The 20911-nt window shown below is 46.5% G+C and carries 19 protein-coding genes; 7 read left to right on the forward strand and 12 right to left on the reverse strand.

Going from position 1 to position 20911, the window contains the following annotated elements; all coding sequences use genetic code 11:
* Positions 1-277 precede the first annotated feature (277 nt).
* The 3 genes from H6F52_RS17400 to H6F52_RS17410 form a co-directional block, all read right to left on the reverse strand.
* Positions 278-1939, reverse strand: a complete 1662-nt coding sequence (locus H6F52_RS17400; protein ID WP_190536228.1) for a D-Ala-D-Ala carboxypeptidase family metallohydrolase — start codon at positions 1937-1939, stop codon at positions 278-280.
* Positions 1940-2328: 389 nt separating this feature from the next.
* The gene (locus H6F52_RS17405) at positions 2329-3231 is read right to left on the reverse strand and encodes a retropepsin-like aspartic protease (protein WP_190536229.1); all 903 of its coding nucleotides are present in this window, start codon (positions 3229-3231) and stop codon (positions 2329-2331) included.
* A 71-nt stretch (positions 3232-3302) separates the two neighbouring features.
* On the reverse strand, positions 3303-3512 hold the full coding sequence (locus tag H6F52_RS17410; RefSeq protein ID WP_190527877.1) for a hypothetical protein: 210 nt from the start codon (positions 3510-3512) through the stop codon (positions 3303-3305).
* Between the two features lie 166 nt (positions 3513-3678).
* Here H6F52_RS17410 and H6F52_RS17415 point away from each other — a divergent pair, with 166 nt between their 5' ends.
* Together H6F52_RS17415 and H6F52_RS17420 are read left to right on the forward strand one after the other, a co-directional pair.
* Complete coding sequence (locus tag H6F52_RS17415; RefSeq protein ID WP_347275933.1) at positions 3679-4764, forward strand: fatty acid desaturase; 1086 nt, start codon at positions 3679-3681, stop codon at positions 4762-4764.
* A gap of 229 nt (positions 4765-4993) precedes the next feature.
* A complete protein-coding gene (locus H6F52_RS17420) occupies positions 4994-5548 on the forward strand; it encodes a peroxiredoxin (RefSeq protein WP_190536231.1) in 555 nt (184 codons plus the stop codon).
* A gap of 248 nt (positions 5549-5796) precedes the next feature.
* Here H6F52_RS17420 and H6F52_RS17425 read toward each other — a convergent pair whose 3' ends face one another.
* The 7 genes from H6F52_RS17425 to H6F52_RS26475 form a co-directional block, all read right to left on the reverse strand.
* Positions 5797-6117, reverse strand: a complete 321-nt coding sequence (locus H6F52_RS17425; RefSeq protein WP_190439742.1) for a WGxxGxxG family protein — start codon at positions 6115-6117, stop codon at positions 5797-5799.
* 121 nt (positions 6118-6238) lie between these two features.
* On the reverse strand, positions 6239-6547 hold the full coding sequence (locus tag H6F52_RS17430; protein ID WP_190412755.1) for a WGxxGxxG family protein: 309 nt from the start codon (positions 6545-6547) through the stop codon (positions 6239-6241).
* A gap of 170 nt (positions 6548-6717) precedes the next feature.
* On the reverse strand, positions 6718-7767 hold the full coding sequence (gene lpxD, locus H6F52_RS17435; protein ID WP_190536232.1) for a UDP-3-O-(3-hydroxymyristoyl)glucosamine N-acyltransferase: 1050 nt from the start codon (positions 7765-7767) through the stop codon (positions 6718-6720).
* Between the two features lie 116 nt (positions 7768-7883).
* Positions 7884-9152 (reverse strand): NAD(P)/FAD-dependent oxidoreductase, encoded by a 1269-nt coding sequence (locus H6F52_RS17440; protein WP_190412753.1) that lies wholly within the window; start codon positions 9150-9152, stop codon positions 7884-7886.
* 51 nt (positions 9153-9203) lie between these two features.
* Positions 9204-9368 (reverse strand): rubredoxin, encoded by a 165-nt coding sequence (gene rd, locus H6F52_RS17445; protein ID WP_190536233.1) that lies wholly within the window; start codon positions 9366-9368, stop codon positions 9204-9206.
* 215 nt (positions 9369-9583) lie between these two features.
* Complete coding sequence (locus H6F52_RS17450; RefSeq protein ID WP_190412751.1) at positions 9584-10375, reverse strand: ChaB family protein; 792 nt, start codon at positions 10373-10375, stop codon at positions 9584-9586.
* A gap of 148 nt (positions 10376-10523) precedes the next feature.
* Entirely contained in the window at positions 10524-10715 is a 192-nt protein-coding gene (locus tag H6F52_RS26475) for a hypothetical protein (RefSeq protein ID WP_190412750.1), read from the reverse strand.
* A gap of 418 nt (positions 10716-11133) precedes the next feature.
* Here H6F52_RS26475 and H6F52_RS17460 point away from each other — a divergent pair, with 418 nt between their 5' ends.
* Positions 11134-11721: an SRPBCC family protein gene (locus H6F52_RS17460; RefSeq protein ID WP_190428625.1), complete on the forward strand. Its 588-nt coding sequence runs from the start codon at positions 11134-11136 to the stop codon at positions 11719-11721.
* 68 nt (positions 11722-11789) lie between these two features.
* Here the strand turns inward: H6F52_RS17460 and H6F52_RS17465 are convergent, their stop codons facing one another.
* The gene (locus H6F52_RS17465) at positions 11790-12239 is read right to left on the reverse strand and encodes a pentapeptide repeat-containing protein (RefSeq protein WP_190536234.1); all 450 of its coding nucleotides are present in this window, start codon (positions 12237-12239) and stop codon (positions 11790-11792) included.
* Positions 12240-12644: 405 nt separating this feature from the next.
* On the opposite strand from H6F52_RS17465, the gene H6F52_RS17470 reads away from it, so the two are divergent.
* Complete coding sequence (locus H6F52_RS17470) at positions 12645-12902, forward strand: ATP-binding protein (RefSeq protein WP_190536235.1); 258 nt, start codon at positions 12645-12647, stop codon at positions 12900-12902.
* Positions 12903-13057: 155 nt separating this feature from the next.
* A complete protein-coding gene (locus H6F52_RS17475; protein WP_190536236.1) occupies positions 13058-15421 on the forward strand; it encodes a response regulator in 2364 nt (787 codons plus the stop codon).
* A gap of 211 nt (positions 15422-15632) precedes the next feature.
* Here H6F52_RS17475 and H6F52_RS17480 read toward each other — a convergent pair whose 3' ends face one another.
* Positions 15633-17486: a serine/threonine-protein kinase gene (locus H6F52_RS17480; protein ID WP_190536237.1), complete on the reverse strand. Its 1854-nt coding sequence runs from the start codon at positions 17484-17486 to the stop codon at positions 15633-15635.
* 117 nt (positions 17487-17603) lie between these two features.
* Here H6F52_RS17480 and H6F52_RS17485 point away from each other — a divergent pair, with 117 nt between their 5' ends.
* Both H6F52_RS17485 and H6F52_RS17490 read left to right on the forward strand, forming a co-directional pair.
* On the forward strand, positions 17604-18359 hold the full coding sequence (locus H6F52_RS17485) for a peptidylprolyl isomerase (RefSeq protein WP_190536238.1): 756 nt from the start codon (positions 17604-17606) through the stop codon (positions 18357-18359).
* Positions 18308-20896: a peptidase domain-containing ABC transporter gene (locus H6F52_RS17490; protein WP_190536239.1), complete on the forward strand. Its 2589-nt coding sequence runs from the start codon at positions 18308-18310 to the stop codon at positions 20894-20896. Before H6F52_RS17485 ends, H6F52_RS17490 begins: the two co-directional genes overlap by 52 nt.
* The last annotated feature ends 15 nt before the right edge of the window (positions 20897-20911 follow it).

A 20911-nucleotide genomic window follows, 5' to 3' on the forward strand; every position in this document is an offset into this window, starting at 1 on the left:
TTCATATCCCGATAGGCAAACCGTAGATTAAATTTTTGTTTTCTCCTCCGGAAACCGGATAAAGATTGGTAGGGTTGAAAAAGCCAAATGTTTTGGAGTTTCCTTGCGGAAGTACAAATACAAGGTTGGGTTTCATTCCCGCACGGAGCCAACGAAACACTGGCTGCGGTTGGGTTCAACAGCGTGAAACCCAACCTATACGGAAAGATTTGTCAGATAACCCTAACCCCTCACCATTGATGGAAAAAGGAGCATTTGTGTACGTCTGTGCCTCACTTTAGTTTCGCCAGCGTGCCCGATAGCTTCGCGCATCAAGATGACACAGGTTCGGAAAGCTGGTGTAACGACCCAAACCACCGGGCCACCAAGGGTCGAGAGACCAGTAAAGTTGATCGCCAGAAAGACCTTCGCAGAGAAAGTCTATCGCATCTCCAACAATATGACGGCTGTATCTTGCCCCACCAACGGCACGATTGATCGCTGGAGGTCGATACCAGCTAGTGATGATGAAGGGTCGCCCAATGCGATCGCGTGCCCTTTGTGCCAGTCTCGCAATCCGGATCATGGCATCCAGCGTCGCCTGGTTAGGAGGCATCCGGGTGCCGCCGTGGGTAGCTTCTGCCCAGGTAAAGTTGCCATCCGGAACGATGGGGGCAGACAGCTGAATATTCCTTAGCGTCCACCTGTCGGGACGCTTGGCGACAGCGATTGGAACCGGCTTGGGTGCGGCGTCCGGAGAATCTTTCCGTGCCTGATTCATGCGTTTGAGATCCTCAAATAAGGAGCGAATGGCTTGATCTCTGGTTGCCAAATCGCGCCAAAGTTGAACCAGGCGGATTAAAGCTTCTCGTTGGTGGTCGATTTCTTTATATTCAATCGGCAGACGCCGAACAAAATTCAGCAATTCTCGATCTAGCTGGGCAGCAAGATTCGATAACCTGGTGCGATCGCTTGTCGTGCCACTCAGCAGTAGAGGGTCGATTCCCAATGATGCCAGCGCGGAAGCGCGAGAGTCCAACTTTCGCCAGATCCGAACTAATTCAGTTAGCGCGTTGCGTTGGTTGCCTGAAGCTTGATAGTACTGCGGAATGCGCTGGATAAAGGCAATCAGGGCAGGATCGACAATTTTAATCCCTGTATCGGCGGAGGTGTTGTTTTTCAAAGAAGCGATCGCAACTTCCCGCGATTCTAGCTGACGCCACAGCTGGGCTAGCCGCAGCAGGGCTTCTCGCTGATAGGGATAACCGGAGTAATTGGGAGAAATTCGCTGGATAAATTGCTTGAGAGGAACATCCATCTGGGATTCCTCGAAGTTATCGCCAATGACAGTGCCAGGAGACAGCAAAGACGCGATCGCGGCTTCTTCTGTATCCATCTGACGCCACATCCGCACCACTTCCAGGGCAGCATCCCGTTGATGAGGCAAGCCAGTATAGTATTCTGGAACTCGCTCCACTAGGGTCAGTAGCGCCTTATCCAGGTAGGCAAGATTGTGGGGCAAGCCTTCCGCACTGAAATCGGTTTCGATGTCTTTTAGGTACGCTTGCAGTAACGCCTTGGCATCGCCGGCTTCCAACCGCGCTGCTGTCGGTTCGCTTGCTGGCGGTGCATAACCATCAGCCACAGCTTGAATAAAGCGATCGCTGTAGCGCCCTTTTTGTACGTCCCACAGATCCGCTCCTTTCCACCCCTGAGCGACCAGATTGTTACTTAAACTGCGGATAGTATTGGCAGCATATTGCACTTGTTTGGGAAAAGAATCCACCTCCTGTAGGGGAATGCGATTCGCTGGGGAGATGCCCAGGCCCTTTTCTCCGTCCGAAAACTGCGGTGAAGATAGCACTTGATAAAGCGCTGCCAGAATCGGCTTGTGAATGCCAGTTCGTTCCGCTTCTAAGAGGTAGTAGTAATTGCGCTGGTCTGGTGTCAGTGTTGGCATAGCCAGTTTTGATAACCCACTTAACCACTCTATGACTTTGGCACCCGTTCCGAAGCTTTTCCAGAGTGATTCCTAGAATAAATATCAATCAGTGCGATCGCTACCTAAACGGCACGGTGACGCCCCAAGCGTCCGCTTTTCGGACAGAGAAGCCAGAAAATCTAGCTTTCTCCCCTATAAGGTTACGGTGTACACACAAGTCGGCAGACCTCTCCCCAAACCCATCTCCGACACCGAGATGGGCTTTGAATACTGCTCCCCTTCCCTACGAAGGAAGGGGTTGGGGGTTAGGTCTGAGAGCGCTTTGTCCGTACACCGTAGCTTTATAGGGGGAGGGGTAGGAAAAGGTCAAAATCCACTGTAACCAATTGAAAATCGCGCTCTTTACTTTAGAGCTGGCGACGAAACTCCACCACATCTTTTTTAATGGTGATGTCATAGCCGTCATAGAAGTCATGTCCTAGCAGTCCAATGTCCAAGTCGGGTTGTCCGATTCCTACCAGCACATCTTTGACGAGATTTCCACCCAGTTGCATCGAATTAACAAACCCAAAGTATATTCCAGCTACTCCATTCGCCGTCTTCACGTTCGCCATTCCTACAGGTTTCACCTTTAGGTCATAAGCCATCTGTCGGGTGATCAACGTTTTACTTGCCCCTGTATCCAGAAACATTTCATATTTCTTTTTGCCATCAAATGTCACGTCAACAACAGGAATCGTGTCACCTTGTCGGCGTTTGATGGGAACCGTGAAAAAGGGTTTGTTAACGATTGCAGGTCCAATGGGTTTGGGCTTGGGCGGAGGAGCCGCTTGTTTCTGAGCCGAGGCTAGAAAGCGCTGGTATTGAGGCAGCTTCTTTTGAGCGATCGCATGGTTGCGGCTAGAAGTTGGCACAGCTTTCATTAATTCAATTGCCTCTTGCCACCGGCTGGCAACTAATTGCCAATCATCTCGGCTTTTGGCAGATTCACTAATCGCGATCGCGCCAAGGGCAGTATCAATCGCTTCGTTATAAGTGTCAGGGCCAGTCTTAATCGGTTGGTTAACGGGTGTTTTTTTAGTCGCCGTTGATGCTTTTGGCTTAGCTGTTGAGGCAGATTTAGCCGGTTGAGTCGCAGCAGAACTGGCAACAGCCGCCACGGGACTTGCGCTAGCAGCAGGCTTTGCTGGGGCTGAGGCGGCTGGTGGGCTAGGAGGGCTTGCTGCATCGTTATTACAGCCAAGAATCCCAAACGCCAGGGAGCTGGATAGAACAATCAGGGTGGTACGGCTTTGAGAGGGTTTCCACATGATTAATCGCCCGATCTTATAAGCAATTGATTTTGGAGAGGACACGGCTTTTCTAGGCAAGACGGGTCTTACTACACCCTAAGGTAAGATTTTTCCGCAGATTTTTCCGGATTTAACCAGTTTCTTTTTGTTGAATGACTGTTTAACCTGTCAATTGCGATCGCTTCCCGGAAACTCTCCATGCCAGAAGGAGCCGATTGGTTGCCCCGACTTGCCGTAGTTGCGAACCCGTTCAAGCCAGTCCCTCCATCAAGGGCTGCATCAAAGTGTATTTGTTCCATACCATACTAAATGCTACATGAGCAACCGCATTTTCCACAGAATAGATTTTGTAAGTAAACAACAGCCATACTCTTGACTAATCAGTCTTTATAGCGTTAATTGCACTGATGGCGCGGCTGTAGAATAATGCCTTTTGGTCTACAGTTACGTAAAATTGGAAACTTTGTGCAATCTAAGCTCATAGAGTTAAATAATCCTGTCGAAGAAGAATTATATTTGGGTGACTCAGAACCCCCCTTTACCCTTCAAGACTTGAAAGCCGCCATTCCCCCAGAGTGCTTTGTGCCCTCCACCAAGCGATCGCTGTTCTATTTTCTAGTGGATGTAGGGATAATCGGCATCCTCTACGCGATCGCTAGCTATCTGGATTCCTGGTGGGTTTGGCCTGTATTTTGGTTGGCGCAGGGAACAATGTTCTGGGCGTTGTTTGTCGTCGGACACGACTGCGGTCACGGTTCTTTTTCCAGAAAAAAATGGGTAAATAACCTGATTGGGCATTTGGCACACATTCCCATCCTCGTGCCGTATCATGGGTGGCGTATCAGCCACCGAACTCACCACCAAAATACCGGCAACATTGACACGGATGAAAGCTGGTATCCCGTTACAGAAAGCCAGTATCGGGAGATGCCCGCGTATGAAAAATTTGTCCGCTTTAATGCCTTAGCCTTACTGGTGGCTTATCCTTTGTACTTGTTTAAAGGGACTCCTGGAAAGCCTGGTTCTCACTTTCTCCCCAGTAATCCTGTGTTTCGACCCTCCGAAAAATGGGATGTCATCACTAGCGCAACCCTCTGGACGCTGATGCTGGGTTGCTTGGGCTGGTTAACTTATCAGTGGGGGTGGATGTGGCTGGTCAAATACTATGTAGGCCCCTACGAGGTTTTTGTTGTCTGGCTGGCATTGGTAACATTTCTGCACCACACCGACCCAGATATTCCTTGGTATCGTGGGAAAGACTGGTATTTTCTCAAGGGTGCCTTATCTACGATTGACCACGACTATGGGTTTATCAATAATATCCACCATAATATTGGCACCCATGTAGCTCATCACATATTCCTCAACATGCCTCACTACCACCTGAAAAGAGCGACTGAGGCGATTAAACCCATTTTGGGTAATTACTACCGAAAATCTGAGCGGTCAGTTTTCCAAGCCTTCCTACGCTCTAACCCTTCTTGCCATTTTGTAACGGATACAGGGGCGAAGGTTTACTACAAATCTGAAAAAGAACTCCAAAAAGACTAATACAGTCATTTCCTGAGTTCGCAGTAGAGGCGCAAAGCTTTGCGCCTCTAATTGATTAAAATTTTGATGGTTTGATTCCAAACGCGCTCAGCCCTTGCCTCTACGGTAAATGAACCCTTCGCGGCAAGCCTGACAGACTGCGACCCCCATTAACCAGGAATATTCAGATAAAAGTGGAGAGCGAATTAAAACTGTAAACTTATGTTAAGTTCAGTTTTCGCTTTTCATCATGAATTCTCGTCGCATCTTCCTCAACACTCTATTCGCAAGTTTTTTCGCCCTCATCACCTGGTTAAGCATTACACCATCAGCAGCTGCACTCGGTGGCAAGCTGCCTACTGTAAATCAATCGGCTCCAGAGTTTACCCTGCCAACGAATACCGGCGATGGCGAAGTCTCCCTCTCCGATTACCGAGGTAAATGGGTGGTTCTCTACTTTTATCCCCAAGACTTCACCTCTGGTTGCACTCTAGAAGCCCGCAGATTTCAGCAAGACTTGCCGAAATACCTGGATAAAAATACTCAAATTATTGGCGTCAGTGCTGATTCTGTTGATTCTCATGCCAAGTTTTGCGATTCCGAAAAGCTGAAGTTTCCACTGCTGGCTGATATAGATGGCAAGGTGAGCAAAGCTTACGGTTCTTGGATTGGATTTGTCTCGATGCGCCATACCTTCATTGTCGATGCACAGGGAGTGCTACGCGAGACATTTACAGGGATCAATCCTGCAATTCACAGTAGCGAGGTTTTGGTACGTCTAAATGAATTGCAGGCAGCATCCTAAAGCGGCTAATGACTCAGCAAAGCCGTGAAAATCAACATCGTTTGTGCAAGCTGATCATCGGTAATCGGCAATAAGTTCTTGTCAGTATTCCCGATAAGCTCATGCACATTCAAGAGGATTGCTATATTAGCAAAAAGCATAAATAACAAAATTCCTGATGGATATTCGTCTCCACCAGGAATTATTAAAGTTGTTTCTAAAACGTAGTTGTCAATGTTACGTAACTACGGCGAAACTTGTGTTGTACTTTACCGACGATAAGTAGAAGAAGTGGCTTCATTTGGGTCGCGGTAAGCTACACGGTCGTCGTGTTTACGACCAGCTAAACCAGCTAAACCAGCTAAACCCAGCAGTCCTAACCAACCCCAATTAGAATCGCGATCGCCTTCATAATCGGCGTTGTTTACGCCTTGACTCGGAGCAGTGGTGGTGGTGTCGGGAGCTGTATTGGTGGTACCGGGAGCTGAACTATCGGTCTGGGCGGAAGCAGGTAGGGTCATGGGAACCAAAGCGACGCTAGCTGCAAGAACACCAGCACTCACCAATTTGGACAAGTTTGAATTTTTCATGTTTAAATCTCCTGTTCTTATGTTTCCAATCGATGGATTTCCAACAGGACGACATCCAGCAAATTGGTTTTAAAAGTGACGGACAGACAATAAATGTCTATGAACAAGCTGTTAATCAGCTTTAGCGGCGATAAGTAGAGGAACCGACTTCGTTGGGATCGCGGTAAGCGGTCGTTTCGTGATTCTTACGACCTGCAAGACCTGCCAAACCAGCTAAGCCCAACAATCCTAACCAACCCCAATCAAAACCGCGATCGCCTTCAGTATTTGTATTTGTATTGTCTACGCCTTGGCTAGGAGCTGTATTGGTGGTACCGGGAGATGTAGTCGTATCAGTCTGGGCAGAAGCAGGTAGGGTCATGGGAACCAGAGCGACGCTAGCTGCAAGAACACCAGCACTCATTAGTTTAGACAAGTTTGAATTTTTCATGGGTGAATCTCCTCTTTTGTTACTCTTAATTTATACGAGTATCAAGAGAATCCAAATCCCTCTATAGCTGGAAACTCCTGCTTGTGTTTGTTATCACTCAAGAGATAGAAAAAGCCTTTTACAGGAGATGAATATATACGGCTTTAGCCGTATATACATTTCTGTAAATTTTATTTCTTGTCTCCTAGGTGTCGTTGTAGCTGCCTGAGAGTTTGATACATCTCCGGGAGACGATGGTAGATGGCTGCTGCTTTTAGGAATACTTTGTGGGGAATCGCTGGGACGCCAGTAACAATGGCACCAGGTTCAATATCATTGTGGATGCCTGCTTTGGCAGTAGCGATCGCGCCATCTCCAATATGCGCTTGATTGGCAATCCCTACCTGTCCGGCTAACAGCACGCGATTGCCGACGGTAACGCCCCCTGCCATCCCCACCTGTCCGGCTAAGGCGCAGTTAGAGCCTACCTTACAGCCGTGACCGATATGCACCAAGTTATCAATTTTGGTGTTGTGGGCAACGCGGGTTTCTCCCACAGCGGGGCGGTCAATGGTGCTATTGCAACCCACTTCAACGCCATCTTCCAGAACAGTGTAGCCAGACTGCTCCATTTTGAACCAGCCAGTCGGGGTGGGGACAAACCCAAAGCCTTCCGCACCGAGGACAGCACCGCTATGAATGACGCAATCTGCGCCGATGCGGGTGCGTTCGTGGATAGAACAATTAGCGTGTAATACAGTGCGATCGCCTATCTGCACGTCTGGGTAAATGACTACATTCGGGTGAATGATGACAGCATTTCCAATCTCTGTACCCGCCTCAATGACTGCATGAGCGCCGATGTAAACATCTTGACCAATTTTGGCATCGGGATGAATGACTGCGGTGGGATGGATTCCAGGCGCTGGACGGAAGGGTTTATAGAAAAGAGCGATCGCTGCGGCAAACATTAATCGCGGATCGGATACCGCAATCCAGGCAATTCCCCGCTCAGATGCTTGTGCTTGTAGCTTTTCATCCGGCGGTAAAATTAAGGCACTGGCAAAGGTTTTTCCCACAAAAGCCGCAAATTTCGCGCCCTCTATGTAGCTGAGTGTGCCAATGGCAGCCTCATCGACGGGTGCTACTCCCGTAATTTCCGGGTTGCAATCTGTATTTGAGGTCAAACTATTGCAGGCGGCAGTAGTACCCAGTTTTTCGACAATTTCGTGAAATTTCATCGGCATATTCATGGACAACTGTAAATGAATTGGCAGCTATACAAGAGATTCATCAAGTATTCGCACCGCCAAGACACAATTAAAAATTAAATTTTTGGGTTTTTAATTTTTAATTTTTAATTTTTAATTTCTTCGTTGCCCATTGCCTGACCCGCTAAGTAAGCAGTCGTCCAGGCACTCTGAAAGTTAAAGCCACCCGTGACGCCGTCAATATCGAGGATTTCTCCGGCAAAGTAAAGTCCCGGACAGATGCGGCTTTCCATTGTCTTAAAGTTCACTTCCTTTAAGTTGACGCCGCCACAGGTAACGAATTCTTCCTTAAAGACACCCTTCCCCTGAATTTGGTACTTACCCTCGGAAAGTTCTTGAATTAGCTGATTGAGAACTTTATTAGATAATTCCGCCCACCGCTGTTCCCCACTAATCCCCACAGCAGCAATTAAACTCTGCCAGAGGCGTCGAGGTAAGGGCAGCGGACAACTGGTAGAAATGGCGCGTTGGGGCAATTGGGACTTGACCGCCAAAAGCATTTCCCGCAGCTTTTCCGGGTTGTACTGGGGTAGCCAATTAATTTGCAACGTCGTTCGATAATTGCAATCGTGCAGCATTCTAGCCGCCCAAGCCGACAGTTTCAAGGCAGCAGGGCCACTCAAACCCCAGTGGGTAATCAGTAATGGTCCGATTTGTTCTAACTGAGTTTTACCGACACCTAAACGCAGCCGCGCACTTTCCACGCTGACTCCGGCTAAATCTTGCAACCGGGGGTCGGAAATCGTAAAGGTGAATAGAGAGGGAACGGGTGGTTCAATCGTGTGTCCTAAAGTTTTTGCCCAGCGGTAGCCTTGGGGATTGCTGCCGGTAGCGAGGAGAATGCGATCGCACTTGAGGATCTCTCCTGACTTCAACTGGATCTCAAAGCCGGTGTCGAGTGGTTGATTCAATGAAGTCACTTGCCGGAAAATCTTATCAACAGGTGTTCCCCTGCGAATCTGCACTCCAGATGCCCTTGCTGCCTCAAACAGACAATCCACAATAGTTTCGGAACTATCTGTAATTGGAAACATCCGTCCATCCGGTTCAGTTTTCAATTGGACGCCGCGATCGCTAAACCAAACGACTGTATCTTTAGCTTGGAAACGACTAAAAGCCCCCCGAAGTGCTTTCCCGCCTCTGGGGTAATATTGCACTAAACCAGCCGGGTCAAAGCAAGCATGAGTAACATTGCATCGCCCGCCGCCAGAAATCCGAACTTTAGATAAGGGTTGTCGTCCTGCTTCTAACAAAATTACTTGCGCCTGGGGATAAGTTTCGGCACAGGTAATTGCACCAAAAAACCCCGCTGCCCCACCGCCAATCACTACTACTTTTAAAGGTTGCACAATCAAGCTATTGCCGATTTCACGGAATATTTTCCGTACAGATGCGATATCATCTCCCTACCCGTCGTATGGTTCAAAATCCCCTTTTGTGGCTCCACACGTAGGACATACCCAGTCTTCCGGGATATCTTCAAATGCCGTACCCGGTTGGATACCGCTATCTGGGTCGCCTTGTTGTGGGTCGTAGATGTAGTTGCAAACTGTACATATATACTTCTTCATTATCGCTCCTTAACATTTGCCTATACATAATACTAAAAGCCGACGTAATCGAAGTTACACCGGCTTTTGCACAACCCATTGTTCATGTTCGAGAAACTTAAGTTTTGAGCCAAGGACTATCGCTGAATCGCACTTGCCTTAAGCCGAATCAAAAGTTTTGAAACCCACGCCAGCAGGTTAATTCTCTTGTAGACGCACTTTCAACCGCCCAGTTGCTAGAGCTTTGCTTTAGCCTTCGACCAAAAGCCGTGTTCATCTTGTTCAAATTGTTCAGAAACAACATCCCAGGCATGATGTTCGGCTTTGGATTCATCGCCAGAGTCTTCTAACGCTTTGTTGTAATTGGCGATAAATGTCCTTTGAGCATCCTCTGAGAGGTGAGAACGAACTTCCGGGGACAAATCGCTAGGACTTTCCAGTTTCCCAGCGCGTTTGCGGGGTAAAGTGGTTTCGCTGGTATGCACTTCTTCGCCACCAGCACTTTCTAGCAGCAGCTGAATTTCACCGGATTGATTGGCAGAGACTTCTACAACTACCAGAAAATCTCCAGCTTCGACGCGAGTTTGATAAATGGCAGCTTTGTCTTCTGGCATTCCCAAAGCGACCAAAGCAGAAACTAAACCAGCGCCCGCTGCACCCGCTAAAGCACCACTCGCTGCACCCAGCAACGCCGCACCAATGGGTCCTGCCGCGACGACTGAACCTACAAAAGGAATGAACAGCACTCCCACACCAGTCAGCAAGCCAAGGGCTGAACCAAACAAGGAACCAAAGATGCCGCCGCTTCTCAGCCCGCCTAAAATCACATCTTTTTTGGTGATGAATCCAGCAATGCGAGTTTCGGAATGAAAGTTTTTGCCGATTACTGAAATATCGTCGCGGGAAATCCCCCGATCGAGCAAGCGGTGAATCACTTTCTCAATTTGTTCGCGCTCTTTGAAAACGGCTGAGATACTGCGTTCTACTGTGGAAACACTTGGCTGTGTAGTTGGGTTTGTCGCGGTCATTCACTTCTCCTGAAATTTGTTTTTTAATTTTTGTTAATTTCTCTTGGAGAATAGCGAACATGACAATTCCAGCGAATCGCCCCGAAGGTTGATATTAAATGTATTTAAAGATACTAAATGACTTAACAAACTTTGAAAAAGAAAGCAATTATCGGCGAGTGCGCTGAACGCCGTAAGTAATCCCACTCGCAATTGAAAGCAAAATTAATATCCAGATAACGCCGCCAGGGATGAACGTGAGAATTCCAAATCCTCGCAACAGATACACCGCAATTGTCAGCCCTACAACACTGGCAAAAATAGAAGAAATCAGGGTTTCAGGGTTAGGAGTTTGGCTCACAGACTCGACCAAATAAATGGTTAAAACAGAATATTGCCATCGGCTACGTCCGCCCAAGCTGCAAATGCCGCCGAGGATACCAGCAACCAAGGTAAAGAGAACTAACGCCCAGATGACGTAGTCAGGAAGCTGCTTCAGAACGCCCGATCCTTTCAGCACCACGATAATCGCTGTAATCACTAAAGCAATGCCAGCGATACAACAAAATTGCGGTGCCTGGGTTGGGAGAGCAACTCACGTTCCTTGGCTCCTGACATGCTTGAGGAATTATGGTCATCATTGTTACATACTGAGTTGCTGAAACAGCGATGTAGGATCAAATTAGGAGATTAGCCAACATACCTTGCCTTCCACGTCTGAGACAACCTGTGTTAGCTTGACATCGAATTACTATTGATTGAGGAGTAGCTGAGTCAGTATGAGTATACTTTTTCCGTCGGACTCGATGGATGCCGCCTCAGACTTGTCGCTGAGCAAGAGATACTCAACGGCGCTTTTGCAAGGTGAGATTTTGATAGAAACGCAATTGCGTTCTACTTGGGGGGGTGCTGTTACTGCCCAAATGTATTTGCCAATCGAGCGATCGCGCGTTTGGCAGCAAGTGACAGACTATCCCCGTTGGGTGCAATATTTCCCAGATGTTACTCACTCTGAGGTACTGCACTCCAACGTCTCCTCGCCTGTTGGCTTACCGGAAGGGACGAGTTCCAAGAGTGTTTACCAAGTTGCCACGAAAACTTTCCTGTTTCTCAGTCTTCAGGTTGAGGCTTATCTGAGTGTGTCTGAGATCGTGCAGCAGGAAATTCATTTTCGCTTGGAAAAAGGTACTTTTACCGATTTCTGTGCTGACTTAAGTTTGCAAGATTACGAGAATGGCACTTTGCTCACCTATACAGTAAAAGCAACGCCCAATATCCCAGTGCCGTCAATTTTCATCGAACAGGCAATGCAACTAGAATTGCCTGTGAATATGCGAACTATGCGCCAGGTGATGTGCGGCAGTTAAAAGAGGCGATCGCGTTTAATTCCAAATGCACCTGGATGATCGAGGATAACGACACTAGGCAGAATCCTTCATCGGATATCTGTCTGGTATAAAGTAGCACTGTTTAAGTCAGCCCCAAGCAAGTTTGCATTTTTCAGCTTGGCACCTGTCAAGTTTGCAAATCTCAAAGTCGCTTTTTGCAGGTCGGCACCTTCTAAGTTGGCATCCGTTAAGCGCGTAAATCTTAGGATGGCATTTTGTAAGTTAGCGTTTCTGAGCTGGGCGCGATCTAAGTCCGCTACGTATAAGTTAGCACCAGCCAGATTGGCTCCGGTTAGGTTGGCTTTCCTTAAGTTAGCCCGTTGCAGGTTCGCCTCTCTCAAGTCGGCACCGCTTAAATCAGCACCGGAAAGGTCGCACCCTACGCATTCTTTCGTTTCCAGCAATCGTTTGACGTGCCCCATATTTGCCGCTTGTACGGGCGTCGCCAGCGATAGCGGCACCGATAAAGCGGCGGCAACCAGTATTGTGAGTTTCATGACGTTTTTCGCCTCCTAAGCTTATTATCCAGCGAGGCGTTATCTCTGAGGAGTAAAGAAAACCGCCACATTTGTCTATCCAATTGGGTTGGTTGAATCATTTAAAACTGTTTCTTATATGACGTTTGCAATAAACATTGAAAATTTAATAAATTTTTAATACTAAGAATACAAACAAAAGTTTCGGTTATCAAAAGCTAAAAGATTTATAAATTCGTTACGCTTCTTGACGATTTGGTGTAATTTTAAATAAGGAAAAATATCTTAAAATCTATACAAAAGTGGATTGCTTGCAGTCCAGATGAAGGGAAAAAAAGGAACCCTTTAAAAATGCGGTTAGGAATTGGTAAATCCTCTTGATTAAAGGAAGTTTATAAACCCATCCTCAGACGCGAGGCGATCTAGTTGCGGCAAGTTTTAATTAACTTACTTCGCAATGCAGTCAAGTTTACAGAAATCGGCGTTATAACTTTCAAAGTAGGCTACCAGGCGGAGAGAACCCAGTTTCAGGTGGAAGATACAGGAATTGGTATTGCACCGGATGCAAAAGGAACGGGATTAAAATTGGCAATTCGCTGTCAATTAGTTCAACTGATGAGTGGCGCATTCAAAGTCAAGAGTACCCTCCGCCTGCCAAGGAAATCGCAGACTTGCTCGATCTAGGCAAGGAAAGACGATTTTAGAGGCGTCGTAGAGCGATCGCTTACCTTGAGGCCTTGGATCGGCAGTTGATGCCGTATACTACCCATTTTGTCAATTCGCTAAAGTCTTAAAAAGAAACAAGTCTTATAGTTTATTCAAGAATTTAAGAGGTATGAATGAGTGTTGATACGGTTGAAAAAGGAGTTATCTTAATCGTTGATGACACTCCTACCAATTTGGGAATGCTGTTCGATTTCCTGGCTCATTCCGGCTTCCAAGTTTTAGTGGCAGAAGATGGCGAAAGTGCAATTGAAAGCGCTGAATATGCTTCACCCGACCTAATTTTATTAGATGTACTCATGCCCGGAATAGATGGGTTTGAAACTTGCCGCCGCCTAAAAGCGAATCAAGTAACTCAAGATATTCCCGTAATTTTTATGACCGCGCTGAGTGAGACAGTGGATAAGGTCAAAGGGTTGAATCTTGGGGCGGTAGATTACATTACTAAACCGCTCCAGCATGAAGAAGTTTTAGCCCGTGTCAGCATCCACCTACGCCTGCGTTGCTTGACCAAAAAACTGATAGACCAAAATATACGTTTAGAACAGGAGATATGCGAACGCAAACAAGCAGAAGCAGAACGAGAGCAAGCATTTATAGCGCTCCAGGAAAGCGAAGCTCGATTTAGATGCTTGGTTGAATCGAATATCATTGGGATTATTTTCGCAGATTTTCGGGGCAATATTACCGAAGCGAATGATGCCTTTCTACAGATGGTGGGATATGAGCGGGAGGAACTGCCAACGGGAGGTTTGCGTTGGGATGAAATTACTCCGCCCGAATATCGCCATTTAGACGAAGACGCGATCGCACAATTCCTCAGTTCTGGCAATTGTACTCCCTACGAGAAAGAATTTATTTCCAAAGATGGTCGTCGCGTTCCAGTGATGATTGGTGCAGCGCTGATGGAACCATCTCAACCAAACGTTGTCGGTTTTGTCCTTGACATCACCGAGCGCAAACAGGCAGATCGGAAAATCCAAGAACAAGCGGCTTTGCTTGATATTACAACCGATGCAATTCTCGTCCGAGACCTGAACAACCAAATCCTATTTTGGAACAAAGGGGCTGAACGTTTGTACGGATGGAAGACAGAAGAAGTTTTTGGTAAGAATGCTAATCAACTTTTATACAAGGAAATTTCACCACAACTCCAAAAAAATCAGAATATTCTTGCCCAAGAAAACGAGTGGCAGGGTGAATTGCATCAAGTCACAAAAGACGGGAAAAATATTATCGTTGCAAGTCGCTGGACTCTCGTTCGGGATGAAGAAGAACAACCCAAATTTATCTTAACTGTTAATACCGATATTACAGAGAGGAAACAACTCGAAGCCCAGTTTCTTCGGGCACAGCGCATGGAGAGTATCGGCACTCTGGCAAGCGGGATTGCCCACGATCTCAACAATGCCCTAGCACCTGTATTAATGTCTGTTCAAATCTTGGAACACAAACTTCAGGATGAGCAGAGCCGGCGAATACTAAAAACACTAGAAACCAATACTCAACGAAGTGCCGATCTCGTTAAACAAGTGCTGTCATTTGTGCGAGGAGTCGAAGGGAAGCGAACCACTCTGCAAGTAAGGCACATTATTAAAGAAATTGAGCAGATTGTTAAACAGACGTTTTCTAGAGCGATTGAAATCCGCACCGATATCCCGATGCTCGATCTTTGGACTATTTCTGGGGATGCAACTCAGCTGCACCAAGTATTGATGAATCTCTGTGTAAATGCTAGGGATGCGATGCCAAACGGGGGAACTTTAGAGCTTTGTGCCAGGAATCTGTGGGTTGATGAACACTATGCCCGGATGAATCTTGATGCTAAGGTTGGCCCTTACGTTGTCATTACTGTATCCGATACAGGGATGGGAATCTCAAGGGAAATAATAGATAGAATCTTTGAGCCATTTTTCACCACAAAAGAGATAGGACAAGGTACTGGCTTAGGTCTTTCAACGGTGATGGGTATCGTTAAAAGTCACGGTGGATTTGTGCAGGTACTTAGCGAAGTGGGGCAAGGAACGCAGTTTTATATTTACTTACCCGTAACGCAGGCAACGATACCAGATGAGACGAAAAGCTTGCCTCATGAATTGCCTAGAGGACAAGGAGAATTAATTCTCGTTGTTGATGATGAATATTCAATTCGAGAGCTTACGAAAATTTCTCTAGAAACCTATAATTACAAGGTTTTAACCGCTAATGATGGAGTGGAGGCATTGGTACTATATGCAGAACACAAGCAAGATATTAACGCTGTATTAGTCGATATGATGATGCCAGCTATGGATGGTATAACGACTATCCGGGCTTTGCAAAAAATCAATCCACAGGTCAAGATTATTGCAGTTAGCGGACTTACATCTAATTACCAGATAACTGAAATCGCTGGAAATAACGTCAAAACATTTTTACCAAAGCCCTACACCTCAGAGGAATTGTTGAAAAATATACAGGTGGTTCTTGGTAAAAATTAGAAGGTTTTGTTTTTCTATGATTGCCAATGTTTCAGATACCCGACTTTTTAAAAAAGTCGGGTATCTCGCTTTCACGTTGCAGCTCAATTTTATCTAATGCCCAAAGAATTTACTAGAAGCGATCGCGCTTTACATCAGTTCTCGTCCAGTTAATCGCGCTTTACATCAGTTCTCGCCCAGTTAATCGCGCTTTACATCAGTTCTTACCCAGCTAATCGCACCGCCAAATCTTGATAGTCTTGTCCTCGCTGCCACTGACTAAAGTCTGCCCATCCGGACTAAAAGCAACTGAATAAACCAAATTTGAATGCCCTCTGAGGGTGTGAATCAGCTTACCACTGTCAATCGACCAATTCTGAATGGTGTTGTCTCCACTACCACTGGCAAGAGTCTGCCCATCCGGACTAAAAGCGACGGAACAAACCGAATTTGAATATCCAGTGAGGCTGTGAATCAGCTTACCAGTCTCCAAGTGCCAAATCTTGATAGTCTTATCTCCGCTACCACTGGCAAGAGTCTGCCCATTCGGACTAAAAGCAACTGAATAAACCCGGTTTAAATGCCCCGTGAAAGTGCGAATCAGCTTGCCACTGCCCGCCTGCCACAGCTTGATAGTGTAATCCTGACTGCTACTGGCAAGAGTTTGCCCATCCGGACTAAAGGCAACGGAAAAAATATAGTCTAAGTGCCCCGTAAAATCGCGAATCAGCTTGCCACTGCCCACCTGCCACAGCTTAATGATTTTGTCCCCACTACCACTGGCAAGAGTCTGCCCATCCGGACTAAAAACAACAGAATGAACCCACCTTGAATGCCCCGTGAAAGTGCGAATCAGCTTGCCACGGTCCACCTGCCACAGTTTAATAGTGCTGTCTCCACTACCACTGGCAAGAGTCTGCCCATCTGGACTGATAGCTATAGAACGAACCCAGCTTGAATGCCCGGTGAGGGTGTGAATCAGCTTGCCACTGTCCACCTGCCACAGCTTGATGCTGTAGTCCTGACTGCCACTGGCAACAGTCTGCCCATCTGGACTGATAGCTATAGAGCGAACCCAGCTTGAATGCCCGGTAAGCGTGCGGACACATCTCCAATTCTGGGGCTTTGGCGTTGGCGGTGGTGGCGCAGGTGTCGTCGCTTGTGCCTTTAGCGGTGGTGGGGTAGGTACAGCATTCAAGTCTTTCAACACTTCATCTGCTGATTGATAGCGTTCTTTCACATAATCTTTCAGTAACTTATCCAAAACTTGACTCAGTTGACTGCTGACATTTTTCCCCTTTTCCCTCAGATGCTCTTTCCATAGCCAGCAGCCCTCTAATGGATCGTAAAGTTCATCAAGCTTGGTTGCTGTCAGCAGATGAATACAGGTAACGCCTAAACTGTATAAGTCACTGGCTGGATAAGCTTTACCGCTGCGAAATTGTTCGATGGGTGCGTAGCCTTCTGTGCCAGCTTTCGTGCCTGTTTTAGTTAAACCAGTGCCGACTGTTAATTTTTTAGAAATGCCAAAATCAATTAGGACGAATTTGCCATCTCTTTTACGTTTAATAATATTCGTCGGCTTGATATCCCGGTGAATCACCTGATGTTCGTGGACAAATTGCAGCACCGGCAATAAATCATTTAATAAATCTCGAATTTGCTCTTCTGTGAATGCTTGCTGCCGTTCCAAGTTTTGACCTAATTCCTGCCCTTCGATATATTGCTGCACCAGATACAGGCGTTTATCTTGCTCGAAATAGGCAAATAAACTAGGAATTTGTGGATGTTGTTCTCCCAGTTGCAGTAGCTGCCTCGCTTCTTGCTCAAATAGCTGGGTTGCCTTCTGCATCGCCGCTGAATTGCCTTGAATCTCTGGCAGTGGCAAAAATTGCTTAATTACACAAGGCGCTTTCAGCCTGTCTACGTCTTCAGCCAAGAAAGTTTTACCAAATCCACCCTCACCCAGAGGCGCGATCGCGCGGTATCGATCCTTGAGCAGTAACTTCGTTCCGCAACTTGTACAAAAGTTTGTGCCAACAGGGTTTTGAGGCTTGTTGCAACCTGAATTCAGGCAATAGCTCATAGACAGAAAATCGGCAGATTGCGTCTATGATAAAGCTTTTTGTGGAGCGGACATCTCTCCTGTATATAATTACTCATAATTTTAGAAAAGATAAACATTCCCTCAATTCTTGATTTTATGGAATCTGTACATTTTCTGCTTGTAAATGACCAATCAATTTCCCTTGAACAAGCTCTAAAATATCTGCAACTTTCTGGTAAACTCAGTTCCTTTATTGGAGAAATCCTCCGTCAGTACGTTGTGGATAAAGAACTAAAAAACCTCAAGCTAGATATTAGCTTGGCGACAATTGAGCAAGCAGTGATTGATTTTCGGTTGCAGCAAAATCTAGCAGATCCCAAGAGTTTCCAAGAATGGCTTGCTCGCAGCGGAATCGACTACGAAACATTCCACAATCAGGTAAAATCTGGTTTTCAGCTAACCAAGCTCAAAGCTCAGATTGCAGAGCCGAAACTGCAAAAATATTTCATCGAACGCAAGCTATTTCTAGATCGGGTGGTACTCTCTCGTCTTGTGGTGGCTCAACAAGAATTAGCTGAAGAATTATATAGTCAAATTGAAGAGGGAGCCAGCTTTGAACAATTAGCTCAAGAGTATTCTCTCACAGATGATCGGATTGTAAATGGAATGATGGGGCCAGTCAGCCGAGGAACGCTTCCAGACCAAATCCGAGCCGCGATTGATACCGCGAGTCCAGGGCGGTTATTAGAGCCATTAAAACTCGAAGAACGTTGGGCTTTGTTTCGAGTTGAGAAATTCCTGCCAGCTTCGTTAGAAGATAGTCAGCTAAAGGAAGCACTACAGAATGAACTTTTTGAGCAATGGCTAGCACAGAAAATTCAAACCTTAACGGTCAAACTGCAAATCAGTTGAGTAGTGTTGAAATCGCTAGGAATTTGCCTTGGAATATTCCACCTCTGAGCTTGCTGACATCCGAACAGCAAGCAAAATTCCAAACGCAAGCCGAAATCTGTTCCTACAGGTTAGGGGAAAAAATTTGGTCTAAAGATTGTCCGGGCAACCAGTTTTTAATTGTGTCTGGAAAGGTGCGTTTGCGGGAAGAAGGAGTAGCGAAACCGCTGGCAACTTTAGAGGCGGGAGATTGGTTCGGCGACTTGCAGAAATTCCTGGGATTTAAAGCGATCGCCTCTAGCAAAGAAGTTGTGGTAGTGCGTTGGGATACGGCGTTATGGAACGAAGCTTCATCTCCAGAACTTGATAGCTTTTGGCAGCAATCTAGCGGTGTGAAATCTAGCGGCGAAGAGGCAACGATAGAAACCGAAACGAGGATACCTGTAAGTAATTATCCGTTTATTTCTAGCCTTAACTCAGCGGCTGCTTGCTTAACAATGGTGGCGCAATATTTACAAAATCCAGCTTCTCTAGAGTGGATACAACGTCAGTTGCGGGGACAACGCCCGAAACAGCTTGTAGAAGCCAGTGAGAAAATAGGGCTACATCTGCGACGCTTGGTAGTATCTGGGCGCGAATTGCAGCAGCTATCTTTTCCGGCTTTGTTGCATTGGAACCAGGAACATTGGGTAGTGGTATACGAGGTAAAAGGCGATCGCGTTATCATCGCTAACCCTCTCAACCCCAGTCAAACTTGCGAAAGTATTCCTCTTGCTTCACTTGAAGCTGCTTGGGATGGGCAACTGTGGCAAGTTGAATTAATTCAGCAACAAGACAAATTTAACCTTAGTTGGTTTTTACCAGCAGTTTGGCGTTACCGGGGTTTACTGGGGGAAGTGCTGGTTGCGTCTTTCACGTTGCAGCTGTTGGGTTTAGCGACGCCAATAATCACTCAAGTGATTATTGACAAGGTGATGGTGCAGGAAAGCCTACCGACTTTGGATGTGATGGCGATCGCGCTTTTGAGCGTTGCTATCTTTGAGGCGATTCTAGGCATCTTGCGGCTATTCATCTTTACCCACACTGCACGACGCTTAGACCTTAGTTTATCTGCTCAATTGTTTCGCCACTTGATGCGGCTACCACTAGCTTATTTTGAGTCTCGCCGCGTTGGAGATACGGTAGCGCGAGTACAAGAACTGGAAAATATTCGCCAATTTCTCACTGGAACGGCGTTAACTGTCATCTTAGATAGCATCTTTGCCGTTGTCTACCTGGCGCTGATGTTTTACTACAATGTCAAGCTTACCTTCGTTGCCTTGGCAGTGATTCCGCTATTTGCGATGTTGACATTGGTGGCGACGCCGATTCTCCGGAACTGGCTGAATGAAACCTTTAACCGCAGTGCGGATAGCCAATCGTTTCTTGTAGAGACGGTGACGGGAATCCATGCAGTGAAGGCTCATGCAGCCGAAGGAACCGCACGCGATCGCTGGGAAGGTTTATTTGCCCGTTTCATCCGCACCGGCTTTAAAGCTTCTACCACCTCCAATATTAGTAACAATATCGGTGACTTTCTGACTAATTTTTCCAACTTACTCATTCTCTGGTTTGGAGCTGCGCTAGTCATCAACCATCAGCTCACAATTGGTCAGCTAGTTGCTTTTCAAATGCTGGCGGGAAGAATGACCGGGCCACTTTTACGGTTAGTGCAATTGTGGCAAAATCTTCAACAAGTTTTGCTTTCTGTAGACCGCATTGGAGATATTCTCAACGTTGCCCCTGAAGCCGAACCCGGATCGGGTTTAGTCCTTCCCCCTCTGAAAGGTAAAGTTACCTTCGATCGGGTTTTCTTCCGCTATCAATCCAATCAAGAACCAATCCTGCGAGGAATTACCTTCACTGTTGAACCGGGAATGTTTGTCGGCATTGTCGGGCGAAGTGGCTCTGGTAAAAGTACCCTTTCCAAGCTTTTGCAACGACTTTATCCAATTGAATCAGGGCGGATTCTCATTGATAGATTTGATATTAAAAGTGCTGATTTAGCATCCTTGCGCCAACAAATTAGTGTAGTTCTCCAAGAAGATTTTCTTTTTAACGGTTCCATCTTGGAAAATATTACTTTAGGCAATTCAGAGATTACCACCGAGCAAGTTGTAGAAGCCGCACGGTTAGCCGTTGCCGATGACTTTATCGGCGAACTAAGCCACGGTTACGAGAATAACGTCGGAGAACGAGGCACCGCTTTATCTGGTGGTCAGCGTCAGCGAATTGCCTTAGCTCGTTTATTCTTATCTCAGGCTCCTATTTTAATTCTCGACGAAGCAACTAGCGCCTTAGATAGCGAAACAGAGCAGCAAGTTTTACAAAATTTACAAGCGATTTCCCGAAACCGTACAGTTTTTATGATTGCCCACAGATTTGAGCCGCTCAAAAGGGCAGATTTGATTTTGGTCTTAGAGAAAGGGGTACTAATGGAACAAGGAACTCATCTAGAATTGATGCAAAAAAAAGGGCTATATTGGTCGCTTTATCAACGTCAGCAGCCATCCGTTTAAAGATTGCTAGAAATT

It is taken from the genome of Coleofasciculus sp. FACHB-542 (assembly GCF_014695825.1).
Lineage (GTDB): Bacteria > Cyanobacteriota > Cyanobacteriia > Cyanobacteriales > FACHB-T130 > FACHB-T130.